General features: G+C 67.0%; 16 protein-coding genes. 11 read left to right on the top strand and 5 right to left on the bottom strand.

What is annotated here, in order from left to right; all coding sequences use genetic code 11:
- The first annotated feature begins 37 nt into the window (after nt 1–37).
- From hflK to ACLJEU_RS02010, 6 genes are all read left to right on the top strand, one after another.
- On the top strand, nt 38–1,165 hold the full coding sequence (gene hflK, locus ACLJEU_RS02035) for a protease modulator HflK (RefSeq protein WP_414664673.1): 1,128 nt from the start codon (nt 38–40) through the stop codon (nt 1,163–1,165).
- Nucleotides 1,162–3,045, top strand: coding sequence for a heavy metal translocating P-type ATPase (locus tag ACLJEU_RS02030; protein ID WP_414664672.1), 1,884 nt, complete (start codon nt 1,162–1,164; stop codon nt 3,043–3,045). The genes hflK and ACLJEU_RS02030 overlap by 4 nt, the downstream gene beginning before the upstream one ends.
- 277 nt (nt 3,046–3,322) lie before the next feature.
- The gene (locus ACLJEU_RS02025; protein WP_414664671.1) at nt 3,323–4,045 is read left to right on the top strand and encodes an RNA polymerase sigma factor; all 723 of its coding nucleotides are present in this window, start codon (nt 3,323–3,325) and stop codon (nt 4,043–4,045) included.
- Between the two features lie 156 nt (nt 4,046–4,201).
- Entirely contained in the window at nt 4,202–4,711 is a 510-nt protein-coding gene (locus tag ACLJEU_RS02020; RefSeq protein ID WP_414664670.1) for an EF-hand domain-containing protein, read from the top strand.
- Between the two features lie 75 nt (nt 4,712–4,786).
- Entirely contained in the window at nt 4,787–6,628 is a 1,842-nt protein-coding gene (locus tag ACLJEU_RS02015; RefSeq protein WP_414664669.1) for an immunoglobulin domain-containing protein, read from the top strand.
- Nucleotides 6,629–6,746: 118 nt separating this feature from the next.
- Entirely contained in the window at nt 6,747–8,600 is a 1,854-nt protein-coding gene (locus ACLJEU_RS02010; RefSeq protein WP_414664668.1) for an immunoglobulin domain-containing protein, read from the top strand.
- 143 nt (nt 8,601–8,743) lie between these two features.
- On the opposite strand, the gene ACLJEU_RS02005 is transcribed toward ACLJEU_RS02010, so the two are convergent.
- The 4 genes from ACLJEU_RS02005 to ACLJEU_RS01990 all read right to left on the bottom strand — a co-directional run bounded on the left by ACLJEU_RS02005 (nt 8,744) and on the right by ACLJEU_RS01990 (nt 14,047).
- Entirely contained in the window at nt 8,744–9,355 is a 612-nt protein-coding gene (locus ACLJEU_RS02005) for a LutC/YkgG family protein (RefSeq protein ID WP_414664667.1), read from the bottom strand.
- A 139-nt stretch (nt 9,356–9,494) separates the two neighbouring features.
- A complete protein-coding gene (locus tag ACLJEU_RS02000) occupies nt 9,495–11,780 on the bottom strand; it encodes an OPT family oligopeptide transporter (protein ID WP_414664666.1) in 2,286 nt (761 codons plus the stop codon).
- Nucleotides 11,781–11,889: 109 nt separating this feature from the next.
- Nucleotides 11,890–13,278 carry a LutB/LldF family L-lactate oxidation iron-sulfur protein gene (locus ACLJEU_RS01995; RefSeq protein WP_414664665.1) on the bottom strand — a complete coding sequence of 463 codons (1,389 nt, stop codon included), beginning with the start codon at nt 13,276–13,278 and terminating at the stop codon, nt 11,890–11,892.
- A 4-nt stretch (nt 13,279–13,282) separates the two neighbouring features.
- Complete coding sequence (locus ACLJEU_RS01990; RefSeq protein ID WP_414664664.1) at nt 13,283–14,047, bottom strand: (Fe-S)-binding protein; 765 nt, start codon at nt 14,045–14,047, stop codon at nt 13,283–13,285.
- 259 nt (nt 14,048–14,306) lie between these two features.
- Between ACLJEU_RS01990 and ACLJEU_RS01985 the strand changes: the two genes are divergently transcribed.
- Nucleotides 14,307–15,752, top strand: a complete 1,446-nt coding sequence (locus tag ACLJEU_RS01985; RefSeq protein ID WP_414664663.1) for a rhamnulokinase — start codon at nt 14,307–14,309, stop codon at nt 15,750–15,752.
- Between the two features lie 146 nt (nt 15,753–15,898).
- On the opposite strand, the gene ACLJEU_RS01980 is transcribed toward ACLJEU_RS01985, so the two are convergent.
- Nucleotides 15,899–18,124, bottom strand: coding sequence for a hypothetical protein (locus ACLJEU_RS01980; RefSeq protein WP_414664662.1), 2,226 nt, complete (start codon nt 18,122–18,124; stop codon nt 15,899–15,901).
- A 313-nt stretch (nt 18,125–18,437) separates the two neighbouring features.
- Here ACLJEU_RS01980 and ACLJEU_RS01975 point away from each other — a divergent pair, with 313 nt between their 5' ends.
- The 4 genes from ACLJEU_RS01975 to ACLJEU_RS01960 all read left to right on the top strand — a co-directional run bounded on the left by ACLJEU_RS01975 (nt 18,438) and on the right by ACLJEU_RS01960 (nt 25,028).
- Nucleotides 18,438–21,299 (top strand): TonB-dependent siderophore receptor, encoded by a 2,862-nt coding sequence (locus ACLJEU_RS01975; RefSeq protein ID WP_414664661.1) that lies wholly within the window; start codon nt 18,438–18,440, stop codon nt 21,297–21,299.
- Nucleotides 21,300–21,488: 189 nt separating this feature from the next.
- Nucleotides 21,489–22,763: an MFS transporter gene (locus ACLJEU_RS01970; RefSeq protein ID WP_414664660.1), complete on the top strand. Its 1,275-nt coding sequence runs from the start codon at nt 21,489–21,491 to the stop codon at nt 22,761–22,763.
- A gap of 3 nt (nt 22,764–22,766) precedes the next feature.
- Complete coding sequence (locus tag ACLJEU_RS01965) at nt 22,767–23,360, top strand: glycerol-3-phosphate acyltransferase (protein WP_414664659.1); 594 nt, start codon at nt 22,767–22,769, stop codon at nt 23,358–23,360.
- 15 nt (nt 23,361–23,375) lie between these two features.
- On the top strand, nt 23,376–25,028 hold the full coding sequence (locus ACLJEU_RS01960) for a GNAT family N-acetyltransferase (protein WP_414664658.1): 1,653 nt from the start codon (nt 23,376–23,378) through the stop codon (nt 25,026–25,028).
- The last annotated feature ends 4 nt before the right edge of the window (nt 25,029–25,032 follow it).

The following is a 25,032-nucleotide window of genomic DNA, read 5'->3' as shown; positions in this document are numbered from 1 at the left end:
CCTCGCCGGTGCGCCGCGCCTGCCCGCGCACGACGCCATGAGCGACCCCGCGCCCCTCCCGCTTTCCGCCCGACGCCGCGCCGCCCGCGTGAGTTCCGGCCAGGCGCTGTTCGGTGCGCTCGCCGCCACGATCAAGTTGTTGCGCTGGCTCCTGCTCGGGCTCGTCGGCATTTATCTCGGCTCGGGCATCACGCGCGTGGCGCCCAACGAGGACGCGCTCATTTACCGCCTCGGCCGGCTGCAACGCGAACTGCACCCGCCCGGCCTGTGTTTCGCACTGCCTCCGCCGATCGATCGCGTCGTGCGCGTACCCACCCGCACCCAGCACGAGCTGTTTCTCAACGCATGGGCGCCCGACGAACAGGCCGCAGCCAACGCCGCCGCGGAAGCACCCGCGGCCGGCGCATTCACCGCACCGCAGATTCCAGCCTCACTGCTCGCGGTCCTGCCCGCCGCCAATGTCGGTCTCGCCGCGAACACCCCGCCGGCCGGCAAGGGCCTGCATCCGGTCTTCGACGGCTACACGCTCACTGGTGACGCCAACATCGTACAGGCGCGCCTCACCGCGCGTTACCGCATCACCGACCCGTTTGCCTACGCCGGCGCTGTCCAGCCTGAGGCGCGCACGCCGCTGATCGACGCCGTGCTGATCGATGCGGCCACGCGAACGCTGGCACGCACAAAAATCGACGACGCGCTCGGCTCCGGGCTCGAGTCGCTCCGCACGCGCATCCGGGAACTCGCGCAGGAGCGCGTCGACGCCCTCAAACTCGGCATCGAGATCGTGGCGTTTGAGGTCAACAGCCTCGCGCCGCCGGCGGCGACCAGCGCGGCGTTTGCCGACGTCACGAGCGCCCAGGTCGAGGCGCGCACAACGCTCGAACAGGCGCGCACCTATCGCGCGCAGACGATGCCGCGCGCGGCGAGCGACGCGTTTCGCGCGCGCCAGCAGGCCACCGCGGACAGCCGTGAACTCACGACCCGCGCGCGCGGCGAGACCGCTTCGTTTCTCTCTCTGCTGGCCGAGCACCGAACCTCACCCGCCCTCGTCGAAACCCGCCTCCGCGCCGAGGCGCTCGAGTACGTGCTGACGCGCGTGAAACAGAAAACGCTGCTGCCCGCCGACGGCGGTGCGTTCAACGTCTACCTGCGCGATCCCAAATGAGCGCCCCGGCCGTCGCCCCCGCCTTTCGCCTGTCGGCCCTGCACGTCCGGATCTGCCTCGTCGCGCTCGGGCTGCTGTGCCTCGGCCTCAGTGTCGTCGCGCAGTGGCTGCGGCCGGATCAGGCCGACGTGCTGTCGCTCTGGGCCATGCTGGGCCTCGCGCTGGCCGCGATTCCCGTGCTCATCGACAGTCTCACGTCGCTGAAAGCCGACGGCTTCGAGGCTACGAAGTACTACATGGACCAGTTCGTGGCGCTCGCGATCCTCGCGTGTTTCGCGATCGGCCAGTACGCGACCGGCACGATCGTCGCCGCGATCCTCATCGTCGGCCAGATCCTCGAGGAACACACGACGCTGGGCGTCGAGGAGGCCGTCAACTCCCTCACCCGTCTCGCCCGCGTCAAGGCCCGCCGCCTCCCCGCATCCGGCGCGACGGAGGACCTCGTCGACGCCGCTGACCTGCACCTCGGCGATCGCGTGCGCGTGCTGCCGGGCGATACGGTCCCTGCCGACGGCCGTATCCTTTCCGGCCTGACAACCCTCGATCAGGCCACGATCACCGGCGAGTCGCTGCCGGTCGATGCCGAGGTCGGCTCGGCCGTTTACGCCGGCACCACGAATCTCACCGGGGCGATCGAGTTCGAGGTCACGAAGACCGGTGACGACACCGTCATCGGTCGCGTGAAACACATCGTCGAGGAGGCGAAGACCTCGCGCGCTCCAGTGATGCGGCTGATCGACGACTACACGCGTTACTACATGCCGCTGGTGTTGATCATCGCAGGCTTCGTGCTGTTCTTCACGCGCGACGTCGAGCGGGCGATCGCCGTGATCATCGTCGCGATGCCGTGCGCCTTCGTCCTCGCCTCGCCCTCGGCGATGGTCGCCGCGCTCGCGGTGGCGTCTCGGCTCGGCATCCTCGTGAAGAGTTCGCGCTTCTTTGAAGCCACGCAGTCGATCGACACCGTCGTGTTCGACAAGACCGGTACGCTCACGACCGGCCAGCTTCGCGTCGTCAGTCTCCATCCCGCCGGGGGCGTCACCGAAGACGAACTGCTCGCCCTCGCTGCCGCGCTCGAAACGCACTCCACGCATCCCGTCGCCCGCGCCATCCTCGGCGAGGCGCGGGTGCGGGGCTTGGCCGTCGACGCTTCCTTGCAGACGCAGGAAGTCGCCGGACGCGGCGTGCGCGGCGGCGGCCTGGCCGCGGGCCGGCGTGCGTGGATCGCGGAACTCGGCGTCGAGATTCCCGCCGACGTCACTGACACGGCAAACGCCTCGAGCCTCTACGTCGCGCGGCACGGGACATTCGCCGGCGCGATTCTGCTGGCCGACGCCATTCGCGCCGAGACGAAAGCCACCGCCGAGAGTCTGCGCGCGCTCGGCATCGAGGAGTTCGTGATGCTCACCGGCGATCGCGAGGCCGTGGCGCGCGAGATCGCGGCCGAGGCGGGCATCACGCGTTTTCGGGCAAACTGTCTGCCGGAACAGAAATTGGAGGAGGTGCGCGCACTCAAGGCCGCGGGCCGCCGGGTGCTCGTCGTCGGTGACGGCGTGAACGATGCTCCCGCGCTCGCCGCCGGCGATCTGGGCGTGGCGATGGGGGCGTTGGGCAGCGACGTGGCGATCAAGACCGCCGACGTTGCGCTCATGGGCAACGACCTGCGGCATCTGCCGCGCTTCATTGCGCTGTCCGATCGCACCCTGCGGATCATCAACCAAAACCTCCTGTGGGGCCTGGGGTTCATCGCCCTCTTCGTCGCGCTGTCCGCCTTCGGGCTGGTCAGTCCCATCGTGGCCGCGTTCCTGCACGAATTCAGCGCGTTCTTCGTCATCTTCAACAGCGCGCGCCTGCTGCGTTTCGACGAGACGGCGGAGTGAGGGGCGGAGCGCCCGGGACGGGCGCAGTTGAGGGTTGAGGGCTGAGAGTTGAGAGATCGATCCGATACAGGGTGCATTCAGGAAATAGCATTCACTTGAACCCTCAATCTGTGCGCATCGAACTCCGCTTCTGATCTCAGCTCTCAACTCTCAGCCCTCAACTCTCAGCCCTCAACTCTCAACTACGCCCGCCGCGGGCGTCCCGCCTTAACATCCCCTTAACAATTCTCCCCCCGGGCGAAATAAAGGGCTAACACCGCCGGCGCAGACTGGCGGCATGATCCAACCGAACATTGATCACGCCGCCTCGGGTTTCACGTCAGATTCCGGCGAGGACGCCACCCCCTTCAAGCGGGTTTCGTCCGTCGACAGTGAGGAGAAGGCCGCGCTCCTCGAGCTCGTCAACCGCGTCATCGCGGGCGAGCCGGCCGCGCAGGCCGACCTCATGCGCCGCTACAACCGCCGCGTCTCGGGTTTTGTGCGCGCCATCATCCGCCAGCCTGACGCGGTCGAGGACGTCACCCAGATGGTCTTCATCAAGATGTTTCGCCGCCTCGCCCGGCTCCGCGATCCCATCGTCTTCGAGTCCTGGCTGTTCACGCTCGCGCGCAACACGAGCCTCGACTTCATCCGCCGCCGCAACTGCCGGCCGAGCACGATCAGCATCGACGACGAGGTCAACCAGATCGCCGACCCATCCGACTCGAGCGCGACCAACGAAATCATGGCCGCGCTCGATCGCGCGCTGACCCGGCTCACGCCGATCGACCGGACACTCGTCACCCAGTTTGTCGCGGGCGAAAGCTACGGCGAGATCGCCGCGCAGGCCGGATTGTCGCTCGCGACGGTCAAGGTACGCCTGCACCGGGTCCGTCCGTTCCTGCGTACGTGGGTCGGCGAGATGACGGATACGCGCCAGCCGGGCGGCAAGGGCTGGCGCTGCGTCTCCGGCCACCGCGCCGGCAGCGCGCAAGCGGCCCCGGCCCGCCTCGCGGCTTGAGCACCCGCGCGCGAAACCTTTACGCGAGCGATACAAATCTCCGGCGCAATCTTACCAAGCGCGAACAATCGGGGCGTCTTGTCTGGTAGTTCAACCCACGCCGCTCACTCGCCTTCCAGCCGGAAGACGGCGGTCGAAGGAAGAACAACAAGTCCCATGAACACACTCCATTGTTTCGCCGTCACGTTGTCCCTCACCGCCGCCAGCCTGCTGTCCGCCCAAACCACCGACGAATCCTCTCCGCGCGGTCCGCACCGCGGTCCCGGCGGCCCAGGCGGTCCCGGTGGTCACGGCGGTCCCCGCGGCAATCCGATCGCCCGCGTGCTCGATACCGACAAGAACGGTGAGCTCTCCGCTGCCGAAATCGGTGCCGCCGCCACCAGCCTCGCCACGCTCGACAAGAATGGCGACGGCGCGGTGACGGCGGACGAACTCCGCCCGGCCCGGCCGGCCGATGCGCCGACGCCTCCCGCCGACGCTCCGGCCCGTTCCGGCAAGCGCGGACGCCCGGCCGATCCGATCATGCTCGCGCTCGACGCCAACAAGGATGGTTCGCTCTCCGCGAGCGAGATCGCGAACGCACCCGCCAGCCTGAAGGCGCTCGACGGCAACGCCGACGGCACGCTCACCCGCGACGAGCTCCGTCCGCTGCCGCCCACCGAGTAAGGAATGTTCTGATCCAGGAGCGCCGGTTCGCCGGCGCTCCTTTTTTCTGTCCGTCACCGCCGCCTTTTCCCTTCCATGAAACGTTTCCGTTCCTTCACCCTGCCGTCCGCGTGGCTGCTGCTGCTGCTCCAACGGACGCCGGTCGTCCGCCTCGCGGCCACCGCTGGTGAATTCGTCGCTCCGTCACGCGTGGTCGCGCTGCTCAAGGCCGCGATCTCCACCGCGGTTTCACTGGGTGCCGTGCACTCGCTCGCCGGAGCCACGCAACTCGTCGCCAGCCAGGCCAGCCCGGTCACGGTCGCGGTCGGGGCGACGGTCCAGATCGCGTTGAACGTGACCGGAGCGCAGACGCCCGCCGCCTCCTGGACCATCAGCGGCACCGTGCCGCCGGGCCTGAGTTTCTCCGGCAGGACGAGCGGCATCGTCAACATCTCGACGCTGATTCTGAGCGGCACGCCCACCACGCCGGGCACCTACACGATCAACCTGCTCGCTTGGGAACGCACCAATGGCGGCGGCGATCGTTCCTCGATCTTTCCGTACACGGTGATCGTGACGGGCGTCGCGACCGTCGCACCCACCATCACCAGCCAGCCTGCCAGCCAGAGTGTCACCGCCGGCGGCACCGCAAGTTTCTCCGTTTCCGCCACGGGCAACCCGGCCCCCACGTATCAGTGGCGCAAGGACGGCACGGCGCTGGCCGGCGCGACCGCCGCCACACTGACGCTGACCAACGTGCAGGCGGCCGACGCCGGCGTCTACACCGCGCTGGCCGTCAATTCCGCCGGCTCGCTCACCACGCTGCCCGCGACGCTGACCGTCGCGCCAGCGGTCACGGGTCCCACGCTCACGCTTCAGCCCGCCTCGCAGCACCTGGCCGCCGGCGCGAGCGGCGCGCTGTCCGTCGCCGCCAGCGGAACTGGTCTCAGCTACCAATGGAAGAAGGATGGCGCCGCGTTGCCCGGTGCCACCAACTCCACGCTCCCACTCGCCAACGCGACCGCAGCCACGATGGGATTCTACAGCGCCGTCGTCACCAGTCCGACCGGTTCCACCGCGTCCGCCATCGCCATCGTTACCGTCGCCACCGGCACCTCGAGCCGGCTGATCAATGTTTCCACGCGCGGCTACGTACCCGCCGGCGGCGCGCTCACGCCGGGCTTCGTGCTGCAGGGCAACACGACCAAGGCGCTCGTCATTCGCGCGGTCGGACCGACGCTGAGTGCCTTCGGCGTCGCCGGCACGCTCGCCGATCCCGTGATGGACGTCATTCCGCTCGGCAGCTCCACGGCGATCGCGTCGAACGACAACTGGGGCGGCTCCTCGGCGCTCTCCACCGCGTTCAGCCGTGTCGGGGCGTTTGCCCTTGCGGCTTCGAGTTCGAATGACGCCTCGGTTGAAACCTCGCTCAACACCACCGGCGCCAGCGGTTACACGGTGCGCATCACGTCCAAAAACGCCGCGGCCGAAGGCGTCGCCCTCGCCGAGATCTACGACGAGGAAGCGCTCAGCTCGGCCGTCCGGCTCGTCAATGTTTCGACGAGCGGGTTTGTCGGTTCCGGCGACCAGGCGCTCGTCCCGGGCTTCGTGATCGGCGGCGATGCGCCGAAACAGCTGCTGATTCGCGCCGTCGGCCCGGGCCTCACGCAGTTTGGCGTCAGCGGCGTCCTCGCCGATCCGCAGCTCTCGCTCGTGCCGCTTGGCCGGGATTTCGCCATCGCGACCAACGACAACTGGGGCGGCGGTACCGCGCTGCAGACGGCCTTCACCCAGGCCGGTGCTTTCGCGCTGCCGTCCGGCAGCAAGGACGCCGTCGTCGTCGTGCGCCTCCCGCCGGGCGGCTACACGGTCGTCGTGTCCGGCGTGGGAGCCACCACCGGCACCGCGCTCGTCGAGGTGTACGATCTCGATCCGTAAGGGAAGCGGTAAGCGGAAGTCGCCACGCGGATTCTGACGGGAAAGTTACACTGGGCTCGTTGCGCTGCGGACGAAGAACAACGACGCTTTTCGCCACACACCCACTCGGCCGCATCGCATGTTGTCGCCCCTTTTCATCCGTCTCCGCCGGCTCACGCTGCCGACTGCGTGGCTGCTGCTCCTGCTCGAGCGATCTCCAGTGGCGCGCGTGGTCGTCGCCGCGGCGGCATCATCCGGGCCCAGTCGTAGCGTGGCGGTAGTGCGGTCCGCGCTCGCGGGCGCCGTCGCGTTCGGCGGCGTGCATGCACTCGCCGGCGCCACACAGTTCGTCGTCACGCAGTCCAACGTCGTCGCCACCGTGGGCACGCCGATCACGCCGGTGGCGTTCACGGTCATCGGCGCAACGGTTCCGTCCGGCTCGTTTACGATCAGCGGCGCGCTGCCGCCCGGGCTGACCGTGGCGAATGCCAACAGCAACGGCCTGCTCAACGGCTCCGCCGGCACGATCTCCGGCACGCCCACGCAAAGCGGCAACTACACCGTCTCGATCCTGGCGTGGGAGCGGGCCAACGGGACGGGCGACAGCTTTGGGCCGACCTTGGTTGGCTTCACCATCACCACGACCGCCGCCTCCGGTCCGACCATTGTCACGCATCCCGCGACGCAAACCGCGAGTATCGGCGCCACGGTTACGCTCATGGTCGTCGCCACCGGCAGCCCGGCGCCATCGTATCAGTGGCGCAAAAACGGCACGCTGGTGAGCGGCGCGACCGGCGCGAGTCTCACGCTGACCAACGTGCAGCCGGCCGACGCCGGCGCCTACACCGCCGTCGTATCCAATTCCATCGGACTCGTGACGAGCAACGCTGCGACCCTGACCGTGGTCGCAGGCGGCCCCGTCATCGCAACGCAGCCGCAATCGCAGCATGTGACCGCCGGCGCGGCTGTCGCGTTGACCGTCGGCGCCACCGGCAACGCCCTGAGTTATCAATGGCGAAAGAACGGAGTCGCGCTGCCCGGAGCGACGAACGCAACGCTGAGCCTCGCCAACGCCGAGGTCGCCTCGATGGGATTCTACGCAGTCGTCGTCAGCAACGCCACCGGCTCGACCACGTCCGCGCCCGCGGCGGTCACCGTGAACACGGGCGGCCGCAGTCGCTTGATCAACGTGTCCACCCGCGGCTACGTGCCGGCCGGCGGCGCGCTCACGCCCGGGTTCGTGCTGCAGGGCGCGGCCGCCAAGACGGTCGTCATCCGCGCAATCGGGCCGACGCTCGGGGCGTTCGGCGTCAGCGGCACGCTCGTCGATCCGGTGATGGAGGTCATTCCGCTCGGCAGCGCCGCAGCTGTGGCGTCGAACGACAACTGGGGCGGCGGCGCGACCTTGCAGGAGGCGTTTCGGCGCGTGGGTGCATTTCCGCTGACCGCGACCAACTCGAACGATGCGTCGGTCGAAACCGCGCTCAACGCCACGGGCGCGACGGGTTACACCGTCCGCATCACGTCAAAAAATCCCGCCATCGCCGGCATCGCACTCGCTGAAGTCTACGACGCGGAAGCGCTGACGACGGGCGTCCGCCTCGTGAACGTATCCACCAGCGGCTTCGTCGGCACCGGCGACCAGGCGCTCGTGCCCGGTTTCTTCATCGGCGGCGACGCGCCGAAGCAACTGCTGATTCGCGCCGTGGGTCCGGGCCTCACCCCGTTTGGCGTCAGTGGTGTGCTGGCCGACCCGCAGCTCACGCTGGTGCCGCTCGGTCAGGAGTTCACGGTGGCTGCGAATGACAACTGGGGCGGCGGCGCCGCGTTGCAGGCCGCGTTTGCCCAAGCCGGCGCGTTTGCGCTGCCGGACGGGAGCCGCGATGCCGCCGTCGTGGTCCGTCTTCCGCCAGGCGGGTACACGGTGATCGTCGCGGGAGTCGGCGCCACGACCGGCACGGCGCTGGTGGAGATCTACGATCTGGATCCGTGATGGGAGTGGGCCGCCTTGGGAGGCGACTTACCTGGGAGAGGGACTTCTCTGGACCGCGACCGCCCTCGGTCGCCTGAGGCCGGAAGCGACCGAGGGCGGTCGCGGTCCCAGTCCCAGTCCCAGTCCCAGTCAAACCATCACCGTCACACGATCAGCGCGAACTGCGCGCCCGGGCCGTGCACGCCTTCGATGAGGATGCCTTCCACGTCGGCGGTCTTCGACGGGCCGGTGCACCAGATCACATTGCGATCAGTGCCGAGCGACGCGACGGCTTCGGTCAAATCGGAAAAGATGCCGGCGCGCTCCACGACGGCGATGTGCACCCACGGGGCCAGCGCGGCGAGGCGGCGCGAGGTGGTGGCATCGTTCAACACAATCGTGCCCGACTCCGCGATCGCCGCGGCCGCGCGCGTGATGCCGAACGCGTAGTCGTCGACGCGCGTCCGATCGAACTCGGTTTCCACGGTGAAGCCCGCACCGAAATGCGGTGCCAGCGCGGGCCAGAGCACGGGATCGCAATAGCCCCGCACCCAGCCGCCCGCGCGCAGATGCGCCACGAGCGCCGCCGGATCAGTGAACGCGAGACCGCCCACGCCCTTGATGCGCTCGGCAAACAGCTCCGCGCGATCGCGCCCGGCGAGGAGTTTTTGCATCACGGCAATGTCGGCGTCGTACGACGGCAGCGGCGCGCGATCACGCAACGGCGCCAGCGCGCCCCGCACCCGGGAAAAAATGGCTTCACGATCGTCGGTCATAAGAGTGGAAATCAGGCCTCGTTCGAACGATTGAAAACCCCGCAGCGCTGCCCACGGAACACACGGAACCGACCAATTCTTCCGTGTATTCCGTGTGTTCCGTGGGCAACGGCCTGGGAGCATTGCGGGTTGATAGTCCTCATGTCCGTTTCGGCGTCAGGAGTTTCTCGCGCGCGACGAGATACAGGTAGATCACGATCGCCGTGAACGGAATCAACGCGAGCGCGTCGGCGTGGGGGCCTTCGAAGAAGGGATTGTTCGCCGCGGACCATTTCGTGACGGCGGCGTCGAAGTCGCCCAGCAGGCCGGCGAGGAACGCGATCACGATGCCGGCGATGGCGCCGCCCGCGATGTAGCCCGACGCCAGCAGCACGCCCGGACTCTTGTCGCTCTCCGCGACGAACTGTTCCTCGCTCATCGTCGCATACGCCGGCTCCCGGCGCGTGTGCCGATCGACCAGCCAGCGCACGAGGCCGCCGATGAAGATCGGCATCGACGCCGCCAGCGGCAGGTAAACGCCCACGGCAAACGCGAGCGCGGGCACAAACGACAGTTGCAGCGTCACCGCGATCATCACGCCGAGCAGCACGAGGGCCCACGGCAGTTTCTGATCGAGGATGCCCTTGATGATATAGGAAACGAGCGTCGCCTTCGGCGCGTCGAATTTGCGCACTTCGGTGCCGTCGGGCCGCTTGGTGTGGGAGCCGTTGATGCCGGGATCCACCAGCCAGACGGCTTCGCCGCGATCGTTGACGAAATACTTCCCGGCCGGTCCGCCGGCCTCGTCGGTCTTGTGCCACACGCGATAACGGCCGGCATCGTCGCGCGCCTGCGGCCCGACCAGTGCCTGCGTGCCCACCTCGAGCTTGGTCACGTCGGTCTTCAAGCCCGGCGCGACCTGCGCCGCGGGCACGTACACGATCGCGGATTCGTTCAGCTTGAGGAGAATGGGCCCGAGCACGACCGCCGAGGCGAACGCGCCGATCAGGATCGCGTACTGTTGAAGCTTGGGCGTGCCGCCGAGCAGAAAGCCGGTCTTGAGATCCTGCGACGTCGTGCCGCCGTTTGACGACGCGATGCAGACGATCGCGCCGACCGACAACGCCGTCACGTAGTACGTGCCGCCCTTCCAGCCCACGAGCAGGAAGATCAGGCACGTGAACAAAAGCGTGGCCACCGTCATGCCGGAAATCGGATTCGAGGTGGATCCGATCTCGCCGGTGAGCCGCGACGATACCGTCACGAACAGAAAACCGAACGCGATGATCAGCAGCGCGCCGAGGAAGTTCATGTGCAGCGTCGGCGCCACCATTATGATCGCGATCAGCACGATGATGCCGATGCCAACGACCTTCATCGACAGATCGCGGTCGGTGCGCGGGACGTCGGCGCCGTTGCCATTGCCACCGCGGCCGAGGCCCAGATCCGCCAGGCCGCCGCGCAGCCCGTGCCAGATCGTCGGCAGCGCCTGGATCAGGCTGATGATGCCGCCCGCGGCCACCGCGCCCGCGCCGATGTACAGAATGTAGGAACCGCGGATCGCATTGGGCCCCATCTCGGAAATCAACGCCGTGCCGGGCGCGAGGGGCGTCGTCAGACCCTCGCCGAAAAATTTGATCAGGGGAATCAGCAGCAGATACGACAACACGCCGCCGGCGCACATGATCGAGGCGATACGCGGACCGATGATGTAACCGACGCCCACGAGCTCGGGCGAAATCTCGGCGCCGACGGAGCCGGCTTTGAGCGGCGGACCGAAGACTTTTTCCGGCACGTCCTTCCAGCCCTTGAAGGCGATGTTGAGCGTTTTGTAGATCAGCCCGATCGCGAAACCAGTGAACACCACCTTCGCTCCCGGCGAGGCGCCGAGGCCGGCCGCGGCGGCCGCCTGCATTTCCGCCTTCGCGGCCGGTGACGCCAGCGCCCGCGACTCCGCGTTGGCGCCGGCCTTGAGCACCGCCGCGCACGCGGTGCCCTCGGGATACTTGAGGATGCCGTGCTCCTTCACGATGAGCGCGCGCCGGAGCGGGATCATCATCAGGATGCCGAGCAGGCCGCCGAGCAGCGCGACGAGCAGCACGCGCGTCAGTTCGAGATCGAAGCCGAGAATCAGGATCGCCGGCATCGTCACGCCGACGCCAAACGCGATCGACTCACCCGCGGAGCCCGCCGTCTGCGTGATGTTGTTTTCCAGAATCGTCGAGTCGCGGCCGCCGGCCTTGGCCCAGCCGCGGAACATCGCGAGCGAGATGACCGCGACGGGAATCGACGCACTCACGGTCAGCCCGACCTTGAGCACGAGATAAAGTGACGACGCGCCGAACACGATGCCGAGAATCGTCCCCGTGATCACCGCGCGCAGCGTGAACTCGCGCATCGAGACAGCCGCCGGGATGAACGGCTCGAAGGCTTTGCCAGAACTCATGGAGGGCAGTTTTTTGACAGAATGAACAGAATGGAGCGAATCACCGCGAGGGTCACTTCATCGCCTGCGAATTCCGACCATTCTGTTCATTCTGTCAGAATCCTCCGCGTCAGTGCTTCGCGCGCGTCTTCAGCCACTTCCTGAACTGCCCGCCGCGCCATTCCGGCAGATCGCGCGTGGCGGCCCACGCCTGCAACGCGGGCACCGGAATGAGTTTCGTGGGCACGTAGTTCATCAGCTTGCCGCCGGCCAGCGCGGCGCGCCAGGCGGTCGGTTGCGAGGCCAGCAGCGCCCACGCACCCATCGGCGGCGTGCCGGGCGACGGCACGTTTTCCTCCTTCGCACGATTGCGCAGTCGGAGCAGCAGATCGGGAATCGGGATGTTGACCGGGCACACTTCGTGGCACGCGCCACAGAGCGACGAGGCCTTCGGCAGATCGGCCTTGAGCGGAAATTTTTCGCCCATCAGCAGCGGTGACAGCACCGCGCCGACCGGGCCCGGATACACGCTGCGGTACGCGTGACCGCTCGCCTGGCGGTACACCGGACACACGTTCAGGCACGCGCCACAGCGGATGCAGCGGAGAATCTCGCGACACTCGCTCGCCAGCACCTCGGTGCGGCCGTTGTCGACGAAGATGACGTGCATCTCCTCGGGGCCGTCGGGTTGCGCGGCGGACTTGGGCCCGCCGATGAATTCGGTGTAGACCGTGACTTCCTGCGCCGTGCCGGAGCGGCCAAGGAGATTGAGCAGCAGCGCGAGATCGCGATCGCGCGGCACGATCTTCTCGATGCCGACGAGCGCGATGTGACACTTGGTCGCGGCAAGGCAGAAGCGCGAGTTGCCCTCGTTGGTCACGAGCACGATCCGGCCGCTCTCGGCGGAAACGAAGTTCGCGCCCGTGAGCCCGACGTCGGCCTGGAGATATTTATGCCGCAGAAACTGCCGGGCCCGGCGCGTGATCGTCATCGGGTCGTCGTTGTACGCGCCCAGGCCCTCGCGCTCGAAACTCTGCGCGATCTCGCGCCGGTTCTTGTGAATGATCGGTCGGACGATGTGGCTCGGGTGATCGTCATCGATCTGGATGATGAACTCACCGAGATCCGTCTCGAGCGCCTCCATGCCGTGCTGCTCGAGGAAGTGCGCGAGCTCGATCTCCTCGCTCACCATGGTCTTCGCCTTGACCATCTTCGTGGCCCCGCGCGCCTGCATGATCTTGAGCACGGTCTCGCACGCGCTCTGCGCGGTGGACGCCCAGTGCACCTTCGTGCCGTTGGCCTGCATGCGCGCCTCCACCTGCGGCAGCAGCGTATCCAGGTTCTCGATCGCGTGCTGCTTGATCTCGCCGGCGAGTTCGCGCAGCCGGTTCGGATCGGCGAACTGATCGAACAGCAGCTTCGTGCGTTTCTCGTGCGTGATCTTGGTGCTCTTGTACACGGACGCGCGCGTGTCCGCGTTCAGTCCGGCCGAGTATTGATCGATGGGTTGGAAACGCATGGTTCTAACGGGGGCCGCCCTTTAACGCGTCGCGCAGGACCTGGGCGATGTGCCGCGTCTTGATCGGCTTGCCCTCCTTCGACGCGAGCCCGCCGAGGTGCATCATGCAGCTCATGTCGCCGGAGACGAAGACGTCCGGATGCGCCGCGCGCACGTGATCGAGTTTCAAATTGCCCATGCCCGACGAGATGTTCGGGAACGACACGGAAAACGTCCCGCCGAAGCCGCAGCACTGTTCCCCCTCGCCGAAGGGCACCACCTTCAGGCCGGGCACGCCATTCAACAACGTGAGCGAGGCGTCGCCGCTGGCCGTCCCGCGGGAGTGACACGAGCGGTGAAACGCCACGGTCGCCTCGTAGCGGCCCTCCCACGTTTTCACGCCGAGACCGTTCACGATGTAGTCGGCCAGTTCCCAGGTGCGGCGGCCGAGCGCCTCGACTTCGCCGAGATCCTTTTCCTTTTCAAATTCGAGCACCGCGCCGTGAAACAGCATCGCCGCGCACGAGCCGCTCGGCACCACGACCGGTTCCTCGCCGGCGAAGGTGCGTACTGTGTGACGCACGACCTTGCGTGACGCCGTCCAGTCGCCGCCATTGAAGGCCGGCTGCCCGCAACACGTCTGGCCCTCGGGAAACACCACCTCGACGCCGAGATGTTCGAGCACCTCCACGGTCGCGGCGGCCACGTCGTCATAGAAGGCGTCGCACAGGCAGGTCGCCATGAGCTGGACGCGTTTACCGGTCAGGGGACTGCGCTCGGTGTTGAGCATGGAATGAAATTGAAACGCTGCGGCGGTCGCCCGGACTGGCAACCGAAATTCCCGCGACGAAATGCGGGCACCAGACATTCACGCCGCATCAATCCGGGAGTGCCGGCCTCCGGCGGGTATCAGCTCGAAGCAGGCGGGACGTCTGCGCTCCCGGGCGCGAGCCGGCGACCAGGCCCGCGTGAATTTTTCCGTGACCGCGCGGCTTGCGTCGCATTCGCTGCCCTCCCGCCTGCCGCGACCTGTTTCCCGCTTTTCCACCATGTCCCGCCCGATCTACTCCGCCGCCCTCGATTTTGGTGCCACCAGTGGCCGCGTCATTCTCGGCCAATGGTCCCGAAACCGGCTCACGCTCACGGAAGTGCACCGCTTCCCGAATGCGTTCCGCACGTTGAACGGCCACGACTACTGGGAAATCGGTACGCTGTGGCAGGAAGCGCTGCTCGGCCTGCGCAAGGCCGCGGCCAGCCTGCCGCGCGGTGCAGTGCTGACGTCGGTGGGCGTCGATTGCTGGGGTGTCGACTACGCGCTGGTCAACGACGCGGGCCGGCTGATGTTTCCCGTCCACGCGTATCGCGATCCGCGCACGCAGCCCGGACTGAAGCGGCTGGCGAACACCCGCGCGGCGCTCGATCGCCTTTACGCGGCGACGGGCATTCCGAATGTCTTCTACAATTCGTCGCTGCAGCTCGCGGAGACGGTCGCGTCCTGCCCGGCGATCGAGGATCTCGCGACGCGCTGTCTGTTCCTGCCGGACTACTTCAATTTCCTGCTCTCGGGCCGGATGGAAAACGAGTTCTCGATCGCGAGCACCTCGCAGCTGATCGACGTGCACAGCCGCGACTGGTCGCGCGTCGCGCTCGATTACTTCCGGATCCCGGCGCAGTGGTTCACGCCGCCGGTGATGGCGGGCGCGGCGCTCGGGCGGATCCGCAAGGACGTTGCCGGCGGGGCCGCGGCGCTGGCGAAGACCCGCGTCATCGCCGTGCCCGGCCACGACACCGCCTGCGCGTACGATGCGATGCCGGCCTCGCCGGACGGCACGGATCTGTTTCTCAGCTCCGGCACCTGGTCGCTCGTGGGTTTCGAGAGCGATCGGCCGGTGCTCGGCGCGGAGGCGATGGCGGCGCGGATTTCCAACGAGCGCATTGGCGACGGCCGGTACCGGCCGCTGACGAATGTCATCGGGCTCTGGCTGCTCGAGGGCACGTTGAAGGATTTTGCGACGCGCCCGAACACCGATCGCGAGTGGGCCGCGCTGATCACGGCGGCGGAGAAACTGCCGGCGCCCGCCGCGCTGCTCGACGTGACCGATCCGGCGTTCGTGAATCCCACCTCGATGAAGGCCGCGATCGACGCGCAGGTGAAGCGGCGCAAACTGCGCGCGCCGGGCACGCTGGCCGGCTACACGCGCCTGATCTGTGATTCACTGGGCCGCGGCCATGCCGACGCCATGCGGGCGTTCGAGCGGATGACCGGGAAGCAGTTCAAACGCATTCTCATCGTCGGCGGCGGCTCGAAGAACCGCCTGCTGTGCCAGGCCACGGCCAACGCTGCGGCGCTGCCGGTGGTGAGCTTCGCGCTCGAAGGCACGGCGGTCGGCAATCTCGCCAGCCAGCTCGTCGCGATCGGGGCCGTGAAGGATCTGGCGACGTTCCGGCGTCACCTCGCCGCGGACCTCAAGGGCACGGTGTATCAGCCGAGGTAGGACGGGGGAATCGCCTGAAGTTGAGGGGTGAGAGCTGAGAGTTGAGAGAAAATCAGACCGGGTGTCGGGCCCGGCTGAGCCGAAGACAACCCGTTCGGCGGGATCGAGCTCTCAACTCTCAGCTCTCACCTCTCAACCCTCCGTCCCTACCGCAGCCCTCCGTCCACGCTCGCGATCGCCTGGCCGGCTTTCGGCAGGCGGTAGACTTTCATGCGGGCGTTGGAGAACAGCCGCGCCTCCTGCGGCAGCGTGACCCTGGCGTTGTCCGCGAGGCTCCGGTCAATGAGCACATACGTCGGATCGTCGCTGACGGTTTCCGACAGGAGCGGCTGTCCGCGGTAGAAAAAATCCGACGCCAGGCCCGCGCGCTGACGCGCGCGCGTTGTATCCAGAATATAATTCGGGCCTTCGAACCACAGTCGCCGCTCGGAGAGCGCCGAGTAATAGAAATGGACGCCGGTGAGCGTCCGATCGAGCGCGCCCCAGTGATCCTTCTTCATGTTTTCCGGCGTGCAGGCGTTCGCGACCAGCACGGCGTTGGGCTCGGTGTTCCTTCGCACCCACAGCAACGCCTCGCGCAAATCCTCCATCGAGCGATCCGGCTTGAGATCGACGGGCGTGCGGAGGAATTCGCGCAGCCCGGAACTGTTGCGCGACCACCACGCCGTCGTCTGCACGGTCCCGGTCACCGCCACCGCCGTGAGCGCGCCCGCCAGCAGGAAGCGGCGCAGCTTGAAACTCATGCCCGGCGGCAGTCGCGACGGCCCCTGCGGCAACACGAGCTGGGCCGCCGGCTCGCGCCACCACGTGAGACAGCGCCGGTACGCGGCGAGCACAAAGCCCGCGGTCAGCACGGCCATGGGCAGACGCATCATGAGAATCAAATAGAGCTCACCATAGCTGTTCAGCTCCATCAGCATGCCCATGCCGGCGCTCGCCACAAAGAACGCTCCGATCCAGCCGACGAGCGCCGCGTCGCGCCGGCGGCGATCGCCCCAGAACAGGTAGGGCAACGCGAGCAACCGCACGCCACAGGTGCCGGCAAACACCACGAGGGCGCAGAGCACGCTGGCCAGCGGTGTCGCCACGTTCGCCGGCAGCCACTGGGCGAGACCCTGCTGCCAGACCGGCAGGACCGTTTTCCAGAACGAGGTCAGCTGAAACACATGGAACGGGTTGAACGCCGCGTCACCCTTGCCCCACGCCGACATCATCGGCACGTAGACCACGAGGAAGGCGGTCGCCAGGCAGCCGCCAATCAGGACGGGGCGCAGGGTGAACCGACGCTCCCGGCTCCACCGCCACAGCGTCCACAGGCCCAGCGCACAACCGAGGACCGGCAGCACCGTGCCTTTCGCCCCCGTCCCGGCGGCGCCCAGCAGCAGGAGCCACCCATAATGACGCGCGTCGCAGCGCGCGAGCCGCGTGCACTGGTGGACCGCAATCAAGAGCGCGCCGCAGAAGACCACCCCAAAGAAAAACGTCGGGCTGACAAACAGCCACCGGAGAAAGAGCCCGAGAAACATCGGCTCACTGTAGCTGCGGGAGAATGAAGCCTCGCTCACGATCACGGTCAGCAGCGCCGCGATCACCCCGCCCCACGGACTGCGCGACACCGCGCGCCCGAGCACATAGGCCTGCGCGACGAGCGCGGCACCCAGCGGCAGATAAAGCAGCCTCAGCATCACCGCGGAAAGTTCCACGCCGGTCGTCCACGACGCGGCGGCCGCATGCACCATCATGAAGTAGTGATACTGCAACGGCGTGCCCGCGAGGCTCGGGTCGTCGAGCGGCCAGTTGTTCTTGATGACCCCGGCCCGGCTCACGAGGTACATCCAGTCGTGGAAGATCGCGCGGGTCGGAAGCCCGTTCGCCAGCGGTGCCTCGGCGAACATCTGGCTCGCGGCAATCAACACGGTCCCGAAAAACGCCGCGCACAGGGCCAGCCAGATGCCGGCGTGATGGGCGGACACCCGCACCCGCACGGGCCATTCGCCGCGCCGCAGCCGGATGCCGAGCGCGAGCGCCACCCAGACCACGGGGATCCAGATGTAAACCTCTTTTGCCTCGAGGGCCGACAGCCCGAGGTACGTGAAGATCTCGACCGCGAAACCCGTGGGCAGACCCAGCGCCAGCGCGGGCGCGAGCGAGATCGGTCCGCGGTTCACCGCATACATCACGACGGCGCCGGGCAACGCCACATACAGCGCGAAGTAGCCGAAGTAACCGACCACTGGCCCCAGCTCGTAGCTGAACGCCCGGGCGACAATGAACGCGCTCAACGCGAGCGCCGCCCACGCGGCACGCCACAGCGTTGCAGCCTCAATCGCAAACGATGGAGTTGGGAAAATGAGTCGCCGAAACGACGTCACGGGTCAGTCAGGTTGGGGAGTTGGAAGCAGTCGCGATTGCGTGGAGCCCGCAACCGAAGCCTCGCGCGCGAATGTTCGCAGCACCGCGCACGAGACAACCCCAAGCAATTTCACGGGCACACAAACGCAACCTCGATCTCCCCGCGCCGTCGGCGGACGGTACGATTTTTCCCGCAGGCGTTCCGCGCGCCTGGCCGTTTCCTCCTCCAAGTCGGTTGCATACTATAGATAACAATTGCCCGACCCATGCAATCGGGCTCACTGGCAGCGCGGTGCGGACAATCCAGTCGCGCGTCCCGCTCCCCACCACCCCATGCCCCTGCCCTGTCCGTCTGCGACGGCATCCTGCTGCCGCCTTGCCGTCCTCAGCGCCTTGCTGGCGCTTGCCCCGCGTCTGCGCGCCCAAACGATCCCGCCACCCGCGACTGCCACGACCCGGAGCGAAACCGTCCTGCTGAATCCGTTCGAGGTGAACACCAGCAAGGACACGGGCTACGCCGCGGGAAGTTCACTCGCCGGCGGTCGCGCCGACACTCCGCTCCGCCTCACCCCGGCGTCGATTTCGGTCATGACGAAGGAGTTCATGGACGATCTGAACATCACGAGCCTGGAGTCGGCCTCGAACTGGGCCACAAGCGTGATGCCCGGCAACGAACGGCAGAACGAGTCGCCCTTCGGCACCTTCCAGTTCAACTTCCGCAACACCGGCGGCTCGGGCAACTATCCGACGCGAAACTATTTTTTGTTCTACGCGAATTCGGACGCCTACAACACGGAGCGTTTCGAGTTCGCCCGCGGCCCAAATTCACTGCTCTTCGGTGACGCCGCGCTCGGCGGCGTGTCGACGAACTTCACGAAGCAGGCGCGCTTCAATCTCAAGCGGAGCGAACTGCGGCTCCAGGCCGACACCGACGGCGGGTGGCGGAGCAGCCTCGACACGCAGTGGGGCACCGATCGTTTCGGCATTCGCGCGAATGGTCTCGTCCAGCGCAACCAAGGCTGGCGCGACGGCACCTATGAGGACCGCGAGGGCGTCCATCTCGCCGCCTCGTACAAAGTCGCGGCCAACACCCAGGTCCGCGCCGAGGTCGAATCGCTCCGGACGCGGGCATTGATTTACCAGACGACCTACTCGGACAACGCCTCCTATTGGAACGGCACGACGGTCAACAACGACAACACCACCATCGCCAGTCCGAACAACGTCGGCCTCGAGCAGTTCGGCGGCAACGCGTACCTGATTTATTCGTTCACCTCACCCGCCGCCGGCGTGCTCGACTGGCGCACGTCATATCGCACCCGCGGCACGGGCTTCGCCATCAAGCCGGAAGGCCGCAGTGACATCGCCAACTCCCCGCGGCTGCCGTCGCGGGAGTTCAATCTCGGTCCCATCGACTCGAACCAGGTCCGCCAGCTCAACAACAACGTCCTCTACGTCGATCACCGCATCAACGACGCCTGGTTCGCGCAGCTCGCCTACTTCCGCATGGACCACGACGCCGAGGCGAAGAACACCGAGAGCCGCGCCACCGACTACCGCGTCGACGTCAACCGGCTCCTGCCCAACGGCCAGCTGAATCCCAAGTTCGGAAAGGTCTTCGCCGACATCGACCAGCAGATCCAGTATCAGGACAACCGCGTCGAGGACGTGCGTTTCCTCACGACCTACAAGTTCGACTGGAAAAAGGCCTTCGACCTCAAGCAGCGCCTGAGCTTCATCGGCGGCTTTCGGCCCGAGCGCTTCGAGATGTGGCAGCGCCGCATGCGCCGGGTGAACAACGCGGCGGTGCCGCTCGTGACCGACGCCCGCAACATCGTCCGTTACCGCGTCTATTGGGACGAGCCGTTCACTTACGCCGTCGGCAACCAGCCGCCCTCGATTCCCGGTGCCGAATTCAAGTACGCCGACATCGGCTTCGGCAGCAAGGAGCACAAGGACCTCACCTATATGCAGGTCGTTTCCGCGAGCACCTTTTTCAACGAGCGGCTGTCGCTCCTCGCCGGCATCCGCCGCGACACGCTCAAGCGGCGGATCATTCAGCAGTACACCAACGATCCGATCACCGGTTACTCCATTTACGGCGGCTTCGATCCGTCCATCAAGGCCAACCGCCCCGGCTACGAGCAGAACGAGAAGATCAACGTCACCAGCAGCAATCTCGGCGCCGTGTTCTACGTCCTGCCCTGGCTCGGCCTGCAGGCCAACTATTCGGAAAACTTCGGCCTGCCCACGTCGGGCGTGAACAAGTACGACGGATCCGGCTTCACCCCGCCGAAGGGCAAGGGCTCCGATCTCGGCGTGAAATTCTCCCTCGCGCAGAACAAACTCTACGCCGTCATCAGTCGCTACGAGTCGTCGCAAGTCGACCGCATCCTGGGCGGCGGCAATCTCACGGAGATCCGGCGCATCTGGACCAACATGGGCGCGACGGAGGATGCGAAGATCAACTTCAACTACCGCGACACCGAGGACATCGAGGCGAAGGGCTGGGAGGCGGAGATCGTCGCCAACCCCTTGCCGAACGTCCGTCTCTCCGCCAACTACGCCCGCCCCGAGGCGACCATCATCCAGCAGCGGCCGGGGCAGCAGGCCTACGTCGCAGCGAACCTGGCCGCATGGACGGCGGCCGGTGCGCTGTCCGCGCCCAGCGGTTCGGTCATCAATCCCGCGCAGATTCGCGCCGACATCCTCACGATCAACAATGCCCTCGAGGGCATCGCGAAAGGCGCCACGACCAACAGCACCTACCGCGACAGCACGAACTTCTACGGCACGTACACGTTCACGGGCGGCGCGGTGAAGGGGCTCAACGTCGGCGCCGGCGGCAATCACCGCGGCACGCGCAAGATTGGCAATCGGGACGCGCGGCTGAAGTTCAACACGAACTCGCCCACGGCGACGCAGATTCGCGAAGCCGCTTTCGACTACCTGTACGCGCCCAGCACGTTCGAGGCGACGATGCACGCGAGCTATGACTACCGCTTCAGTCAGAAGATCCGCGCGCGCTTCCAGCTCAACGTCACGAATCTCCTCAACACGAAGGACCTCGTGATCACGAGCTATGGCACGTACAATGAAGGCGGCCTGGGGGCCAATCCGATCCGGCAAACGGACAACGCGTTCTACTACATCAATCCGCGGAAGTTCACGTTCAGCACGACGTTCAACTTCTAACCGGACCCGTCGCGCGGCCCCCGCGCTCGCCCATCGATCCAGCCCGCGATTCACCTCGCGGGCTTTTCAGGCCGGCTCCCCCCGCCTCCACCCCCGGCTTGCCGCCACCGGCGAATTGGCCCACAACCACCGCGCGGCCCACGGCAGCCTGCGTTGTCATCGTCCGTTCCGCTTCCATCCCACCCTTCAATGCTCGAAAAACGCCGCGCCATCTGGGCCTGGGCCTTGATCGATTGGGCCAACTCCGCGTTCGCGATCGTGGTGATGACGGCGTTCTTCCCGATCTTCTTCAAGAAGTACTGGAGCGCCGTCCCAGGCGTGACCGCTGAGCAGAGCACCGCCTATCTCGGCATCGCCAACAGCGTGGCCAGTCTCGCGATTGCGCTGCTGGCGCCGCTGCTCGGCTCCATCGCGGACCAGGGCAACGGCAAACGGAAGTTCCTGCTCACGTTCACCCTGCTCGGGTGCGCGGCGACGGCGGCGCTGCCGCTCGCGGCCCAGGGCCAGTATTTTCTCGCCGCGGCCCTTTATACCGCCGCGGCCATTGGGTTCTCGGGCAACAATATGTTCTCCGACGCCCTGCTGACCGACGTCGCCGAGCCTCGAAACTACGATCGCGTGTCCGCGCTCGGCTACGCCCTGGGCTACATTGGCAGCGGCGGGCTGTTCGTGGGGTGCGCGCTGGCCGTGAAATCCCCGGCCAAGTTCGGCCTGGCTGATTCGGTCGCCGCCATGAATCTCGCGTTCTGGGTCACCGCCGGCTGGTGGCTCCTCTTCACGATTCCCGCGCTGGTGTGGGTGAAGGAAACCGACGCCACTCCGGCCGCCAGCCCGGGCAACGTCGTCACCCGCGGCTTTCACCAGCTGGTCGCCACCTTCAAGGAGATCAGGAAGGACCGGCGGCTGCTGCTGTTTCTCGCGGCCTACGTGCTCTACATCGACGGCGTGAACACCATCATCAAGATGGCGACCGACTTCGGCCTCGCGATCGGGCTGAACGACGGCGACATGCTGATGGCGTTGATCGTGACGCAATTCGTCGGTTTCCCCTCGGCGATCGCCTTTGGCCGGATCGGTGAAAAAATCGGCGCCAAACGCGGCATCCTGATCGGCGTCGGTGTGTATGCCGGCGTGTGCGTGTATGCGACCCGGATGGACACCTCGACCGAGTTTTTCGTCATGGCCGTGGTCATCGGTCTCGTGCAGGGCGGCGTCCAGTCGCTCAGCCGCTCCTATTTCGCGGCCTTGATTCCAGCGGAGAAAGGCGGGGAGTATTTCGGCTTCTACAACATGGTCGGCAAATTCTCCGCCATTCTGGGTCCGACGCTCATGGGACTTGCCGCCCTGCTGCTGGACTCGCGCTCATCGATCCTTTCGCTGCTGCTGCTCTTCGGCTTCGGCGGCTGGCTGCTCAGCCGGGTGAGCGATCGCGTCGCACCTCCGCCGGCCAAGACCGGAAACTGAATCATGGATGTTCTGCCCTGGCTTGTCGTCCCTGCCGCCTACCTGCTCGGCGGCCTTTCCGCCGGCTACTGGCTCGTGCGCCTGCGCACTGGCACCGATGTGCGCACGGTGGGCAGCGGCGCGACCGGCGCAACGAATGCGGCCCGGGCACTGGGGCGCGGCGGGTTTGCGCTCGTGCTGCTGCTCGACGCCATCAAGGGCGCGCTCGCGGTGCTGACGGCCCGCGTCGCCGGTCTGCACGGCGGCTGGGAGTTCACGGCGGCGGTGGCCGTGGTGGCCGGGCACATCTGGCCGGTGCAACTTGGCTTTCGCGGCGGCCGTGGCCTCGGTCCGCTGCTGGGCGCCTGGCTCGCGCTGGCGCCGCTGGCCATCGGCGTGTGTCTGCTGGTGGCGGGCGTGACGTGGGCCATCACGCGCCGGCGGGTGCCGTCGGGACTGTTTGGCGCCTTCCTCCTGCCGTTCACCACCTGGTGGCAGACCCAGAGCGTGCCGGCCACGGCGTGCACCGCCGTCACGTTTTGCCTTGTCGCCTTCGCGCATCGCAACCACTTGCATCCCGGTGCGACGCAGGCTCGACCGGCCGCGCGGACCACGTAATTTCCGATTCCAGCCATGAAACCCCCGAAACCGGACCTCCAGATCAAGGTCGCCACTGAAGCGTGGGAATTTGAGCAGATTCACCAGCTCAACTACCGCACGTTTGTAGAAGAGATTCCGCAACACGCGCCCAATCCCGACGGCCGCCTGGTGGATCGGTTTCATGCCGAGAACCGGTACATGATCGTCCTCCACGACCGCACCTTGGTCGGGATGCTCGCGATGCGCCACCAGCGCCCGTTCTCCCTCGACAGCAAGGTGCCGAATCTCGACGCGCATCTGCCGGCCGGACGCAAGTCGATCGAAGTCCGGCTCCTCGCCGTCGTGCCCGAGTTCCGCAAGACCGCGGTCTTTGTCGCCCTGTTCGAACACGCCGTCCGCCAGTGCCTCGAGGACGGCTTCGACATCGCGGTCATATCCGGGACGACCCGGCAGCAAAAACTCTACCGCCACCTCGGCTTCGTGCCGTTCGGTCCGCTGGTGGGCGCGGCGGACGCCCAGTACCAGCCGATGTACCTAACGTGCGAGGCGTTTGGCCGCACGTCCGAGAAGAGCAGCGTGTTCCGCGATGTCTTCACCGACGAAAAAGCCGCGCTCAAGCCGCTGAACCTCCTGCCCGGGCCGGTGCTGACCGCACCCGAAGTCGACGCCGCGTTTGCGGCACCGGCGATTTCGCACCGCAGCCCGGCCTTCCTCGATCAGCTCACCAGCGTGCGCAGTGCGTTGTGTGAACTGACGGGCGCGCGCGATGTGCAGGTCCTGACGGGGTCCGGATCGCTCGGCACGGCGGTGGTCGCCGCGCAGCTCGCGCTCCACGACACCACCGGCCTCGTGCTGTCCAACGGCGAGTTCGGCGAACGGCTCGCCACGGAGGCGCGGCGCGCGGGGTTGCGTTTCGACTGGCTGCGGCTGCGTTGGGGCGATGCGTTCGACCTCGAGCAGGTGAAGACCTTCATGGCGCGGCTGCCGCGCGGCGGCTGGCTCTGGTGCGTGCACCACGAGACGTCCACCAGCATGCTCAACCCGCTCGAGGATCTGAAACGCCTCGCGGGCGAGCACGGGCTGCACGTCTGCGTCGATTGCATCAGCTCCATCGGCGCCATCCCGGTCGACCTTCGCGGCGTGCACCTCGCGACCGGCACCAGCGGCAAGGGCCTCGGCGCGTACCCGGGGCTGTCGCTCGTGTTTCACGATTACAGCCCGACGCCCCAGCCCGATCGGCTGCCCGGCTACATCGATCTCGGCCACTGGGCCGCACACGCCAGCTCGCCGCACACGCATTCCTCCAATCTCGTGGCCGCGCTAGCGAAGGCCGTGACGCGTGTCACGCCCGACCGCATGCACCGCATCCGCGACAACGCCCGGTGGCTGCGCGAGGTCCTGCAATCGCGCGACCTCGCGATGGTCGTGCCGGAATCCGTCGCCTGCGACGCCGGCATCACGTTCGCGCCGGGCGACGCCACGAACGCAGCGCAGTTGGGCGAGGAGCTGGAGCAGCGCGGCTTCCTGCTGAATTTCCGCAGCAGCCACCTGCGCACGCGCAACTGGATCCAGCTCTCGCTCCTCGGCGACCCGGCACGCGTCGACCTGCAACGCTTCCTCCACGCCCTGAAAGTCGTGCACGGCCAGGCCCAGGGCAGCGCCGCGGTTTCAAATCCGAAGCGGTAGCGGG

The sequence above is a fragment of the Terrisphaera buseokensis genome (assembly GCF_047521145.2).
Classification (GTDB): domain Bacteria; phylum Verrucomicrobiota; class Verrucomicrobiia; order Opitutales; family Opitutaceae; genus ER46.
This window is presented reverse-complemented; position numbering and strand designations above follow the sequence as displayed.

What these genes read in the sequence shown, in the direction of transcription:
- hflK (WP_414664673.1), top strand. Translation starts at nt 38, where the DNA reads ATGAGCGACCCCGCGCCCCTCCCGCTTTCCGCCCGACGCCGCGCCGCC.
- ACLJEU_RS02030 (WP_414664672.1), top strand. Translation starts at nt 1,162, where the DNA reads ATGAGCGCCCCGGCCGTCGCCCCCGCCTTTCGCCTGTCGGCCCTGCAC.
- ACLJEU_RS02025 (WP_414664671.1), top strand. Translation starts at nt 3,323, where the DNA reads ATGATCCAACCGAACATTGATCACGCCGCCTCGGGTTTCACGTCAGAT.
- ACLJEU_RS02020 (WP_414664670.1), top strand. Translation starts at nt 4,202, where the DNA reads ATGAACACACTCCATTGTTTCGCCGTCACGTTGTCCCTCACCGCCGCC.
- ACLJEU_RS02015 (WP_414664669.1), top strand. Translation starts at nt 4,787, where the DNA reads ATGAAACGTTTCCGTTCCTTCACCCTGCCGTCCGCGTGGCTGCTGCTG.
- ACLJEU_RS02010 (WP_414664668.1), top strand. Translation starts at nt 6,747, where the DNA reads ATGTTGTCGCCCCTTTTCATCCGTCTCCGCCGGCTCACGCTGCCGACT.
- ACLJEU_RS02005 (WP_414664667.1), bottom strand. Translation starts at nt 9,355, where the DNA reads ATGACCGACGATCGTGAAGCCATTTTTTCCCGGGTGCGGGGCGCGCTG.
- ACLJEU_RS02000 (WP_414664666.1), bottom strand. Translation starts at nt 11,780, where the DNA reads ATGAGTTCTGGCAAAGCCTTCGAGCCGTTCATCCCGGCGGCTGTCTCG.
- ACLJEU_RS01995 (WP_414664665.1), bottom strand. Translation starts at nt 13,278, where the DNA reads ATGCGTTTCCAACCCATCGATCAATACTCGGCCGGACTGAACGCGGAC.
- ACLJEU_RS01990 (WP_414664664.1), bottom strand. Translation starts at nt 14,047, where the DNA reads ATGCTCAACACCGAGCGCAGTCCCCTGACCGGTAAACGCGTCCAGCTC.
- ACLJEU_RS01985 (WP_414664663.1), top strand. Translation starts at nt 14,307, where the DNA reads ATGTCCCGCCCGATCTACTCCGCCGCCCTCGATTTTGGTGCCACCAGT.
- ACLJEU_RS01975 (WP_414664661.1), top strand. Translation starts at nt 18,438, where the DNA reads ATGCCCCTGCCCTGTCCGTCTGCGACGGCATCCTGCTGCCGCCTTGCC.
- ACLJEU_RS01970 (WP_414664660.1), top strand. Translation starts at nt 21,489, where the DNA reads ATGCTCGAAAAACGCCGCGCCATCTGGGCCTGGGCCTTGATCGATTGG.
- ACLJEU_RS01965 (WP_414664659.1), top strand. Translation starts at nt 22,767, where the DNA reads ATGGATGTTCTGCCCTGGCTTGTCGTCCCTGCCGCCTACCTGCTCGGC.
- ACLJEU_RS01960 (WP_414664658.1), top strand. Translation starts at nt 23,376, where the DNA reads ATGAAACCCCCGAAACCGGACCTCCAGATCAAGGTCGCCACTGAAGCG.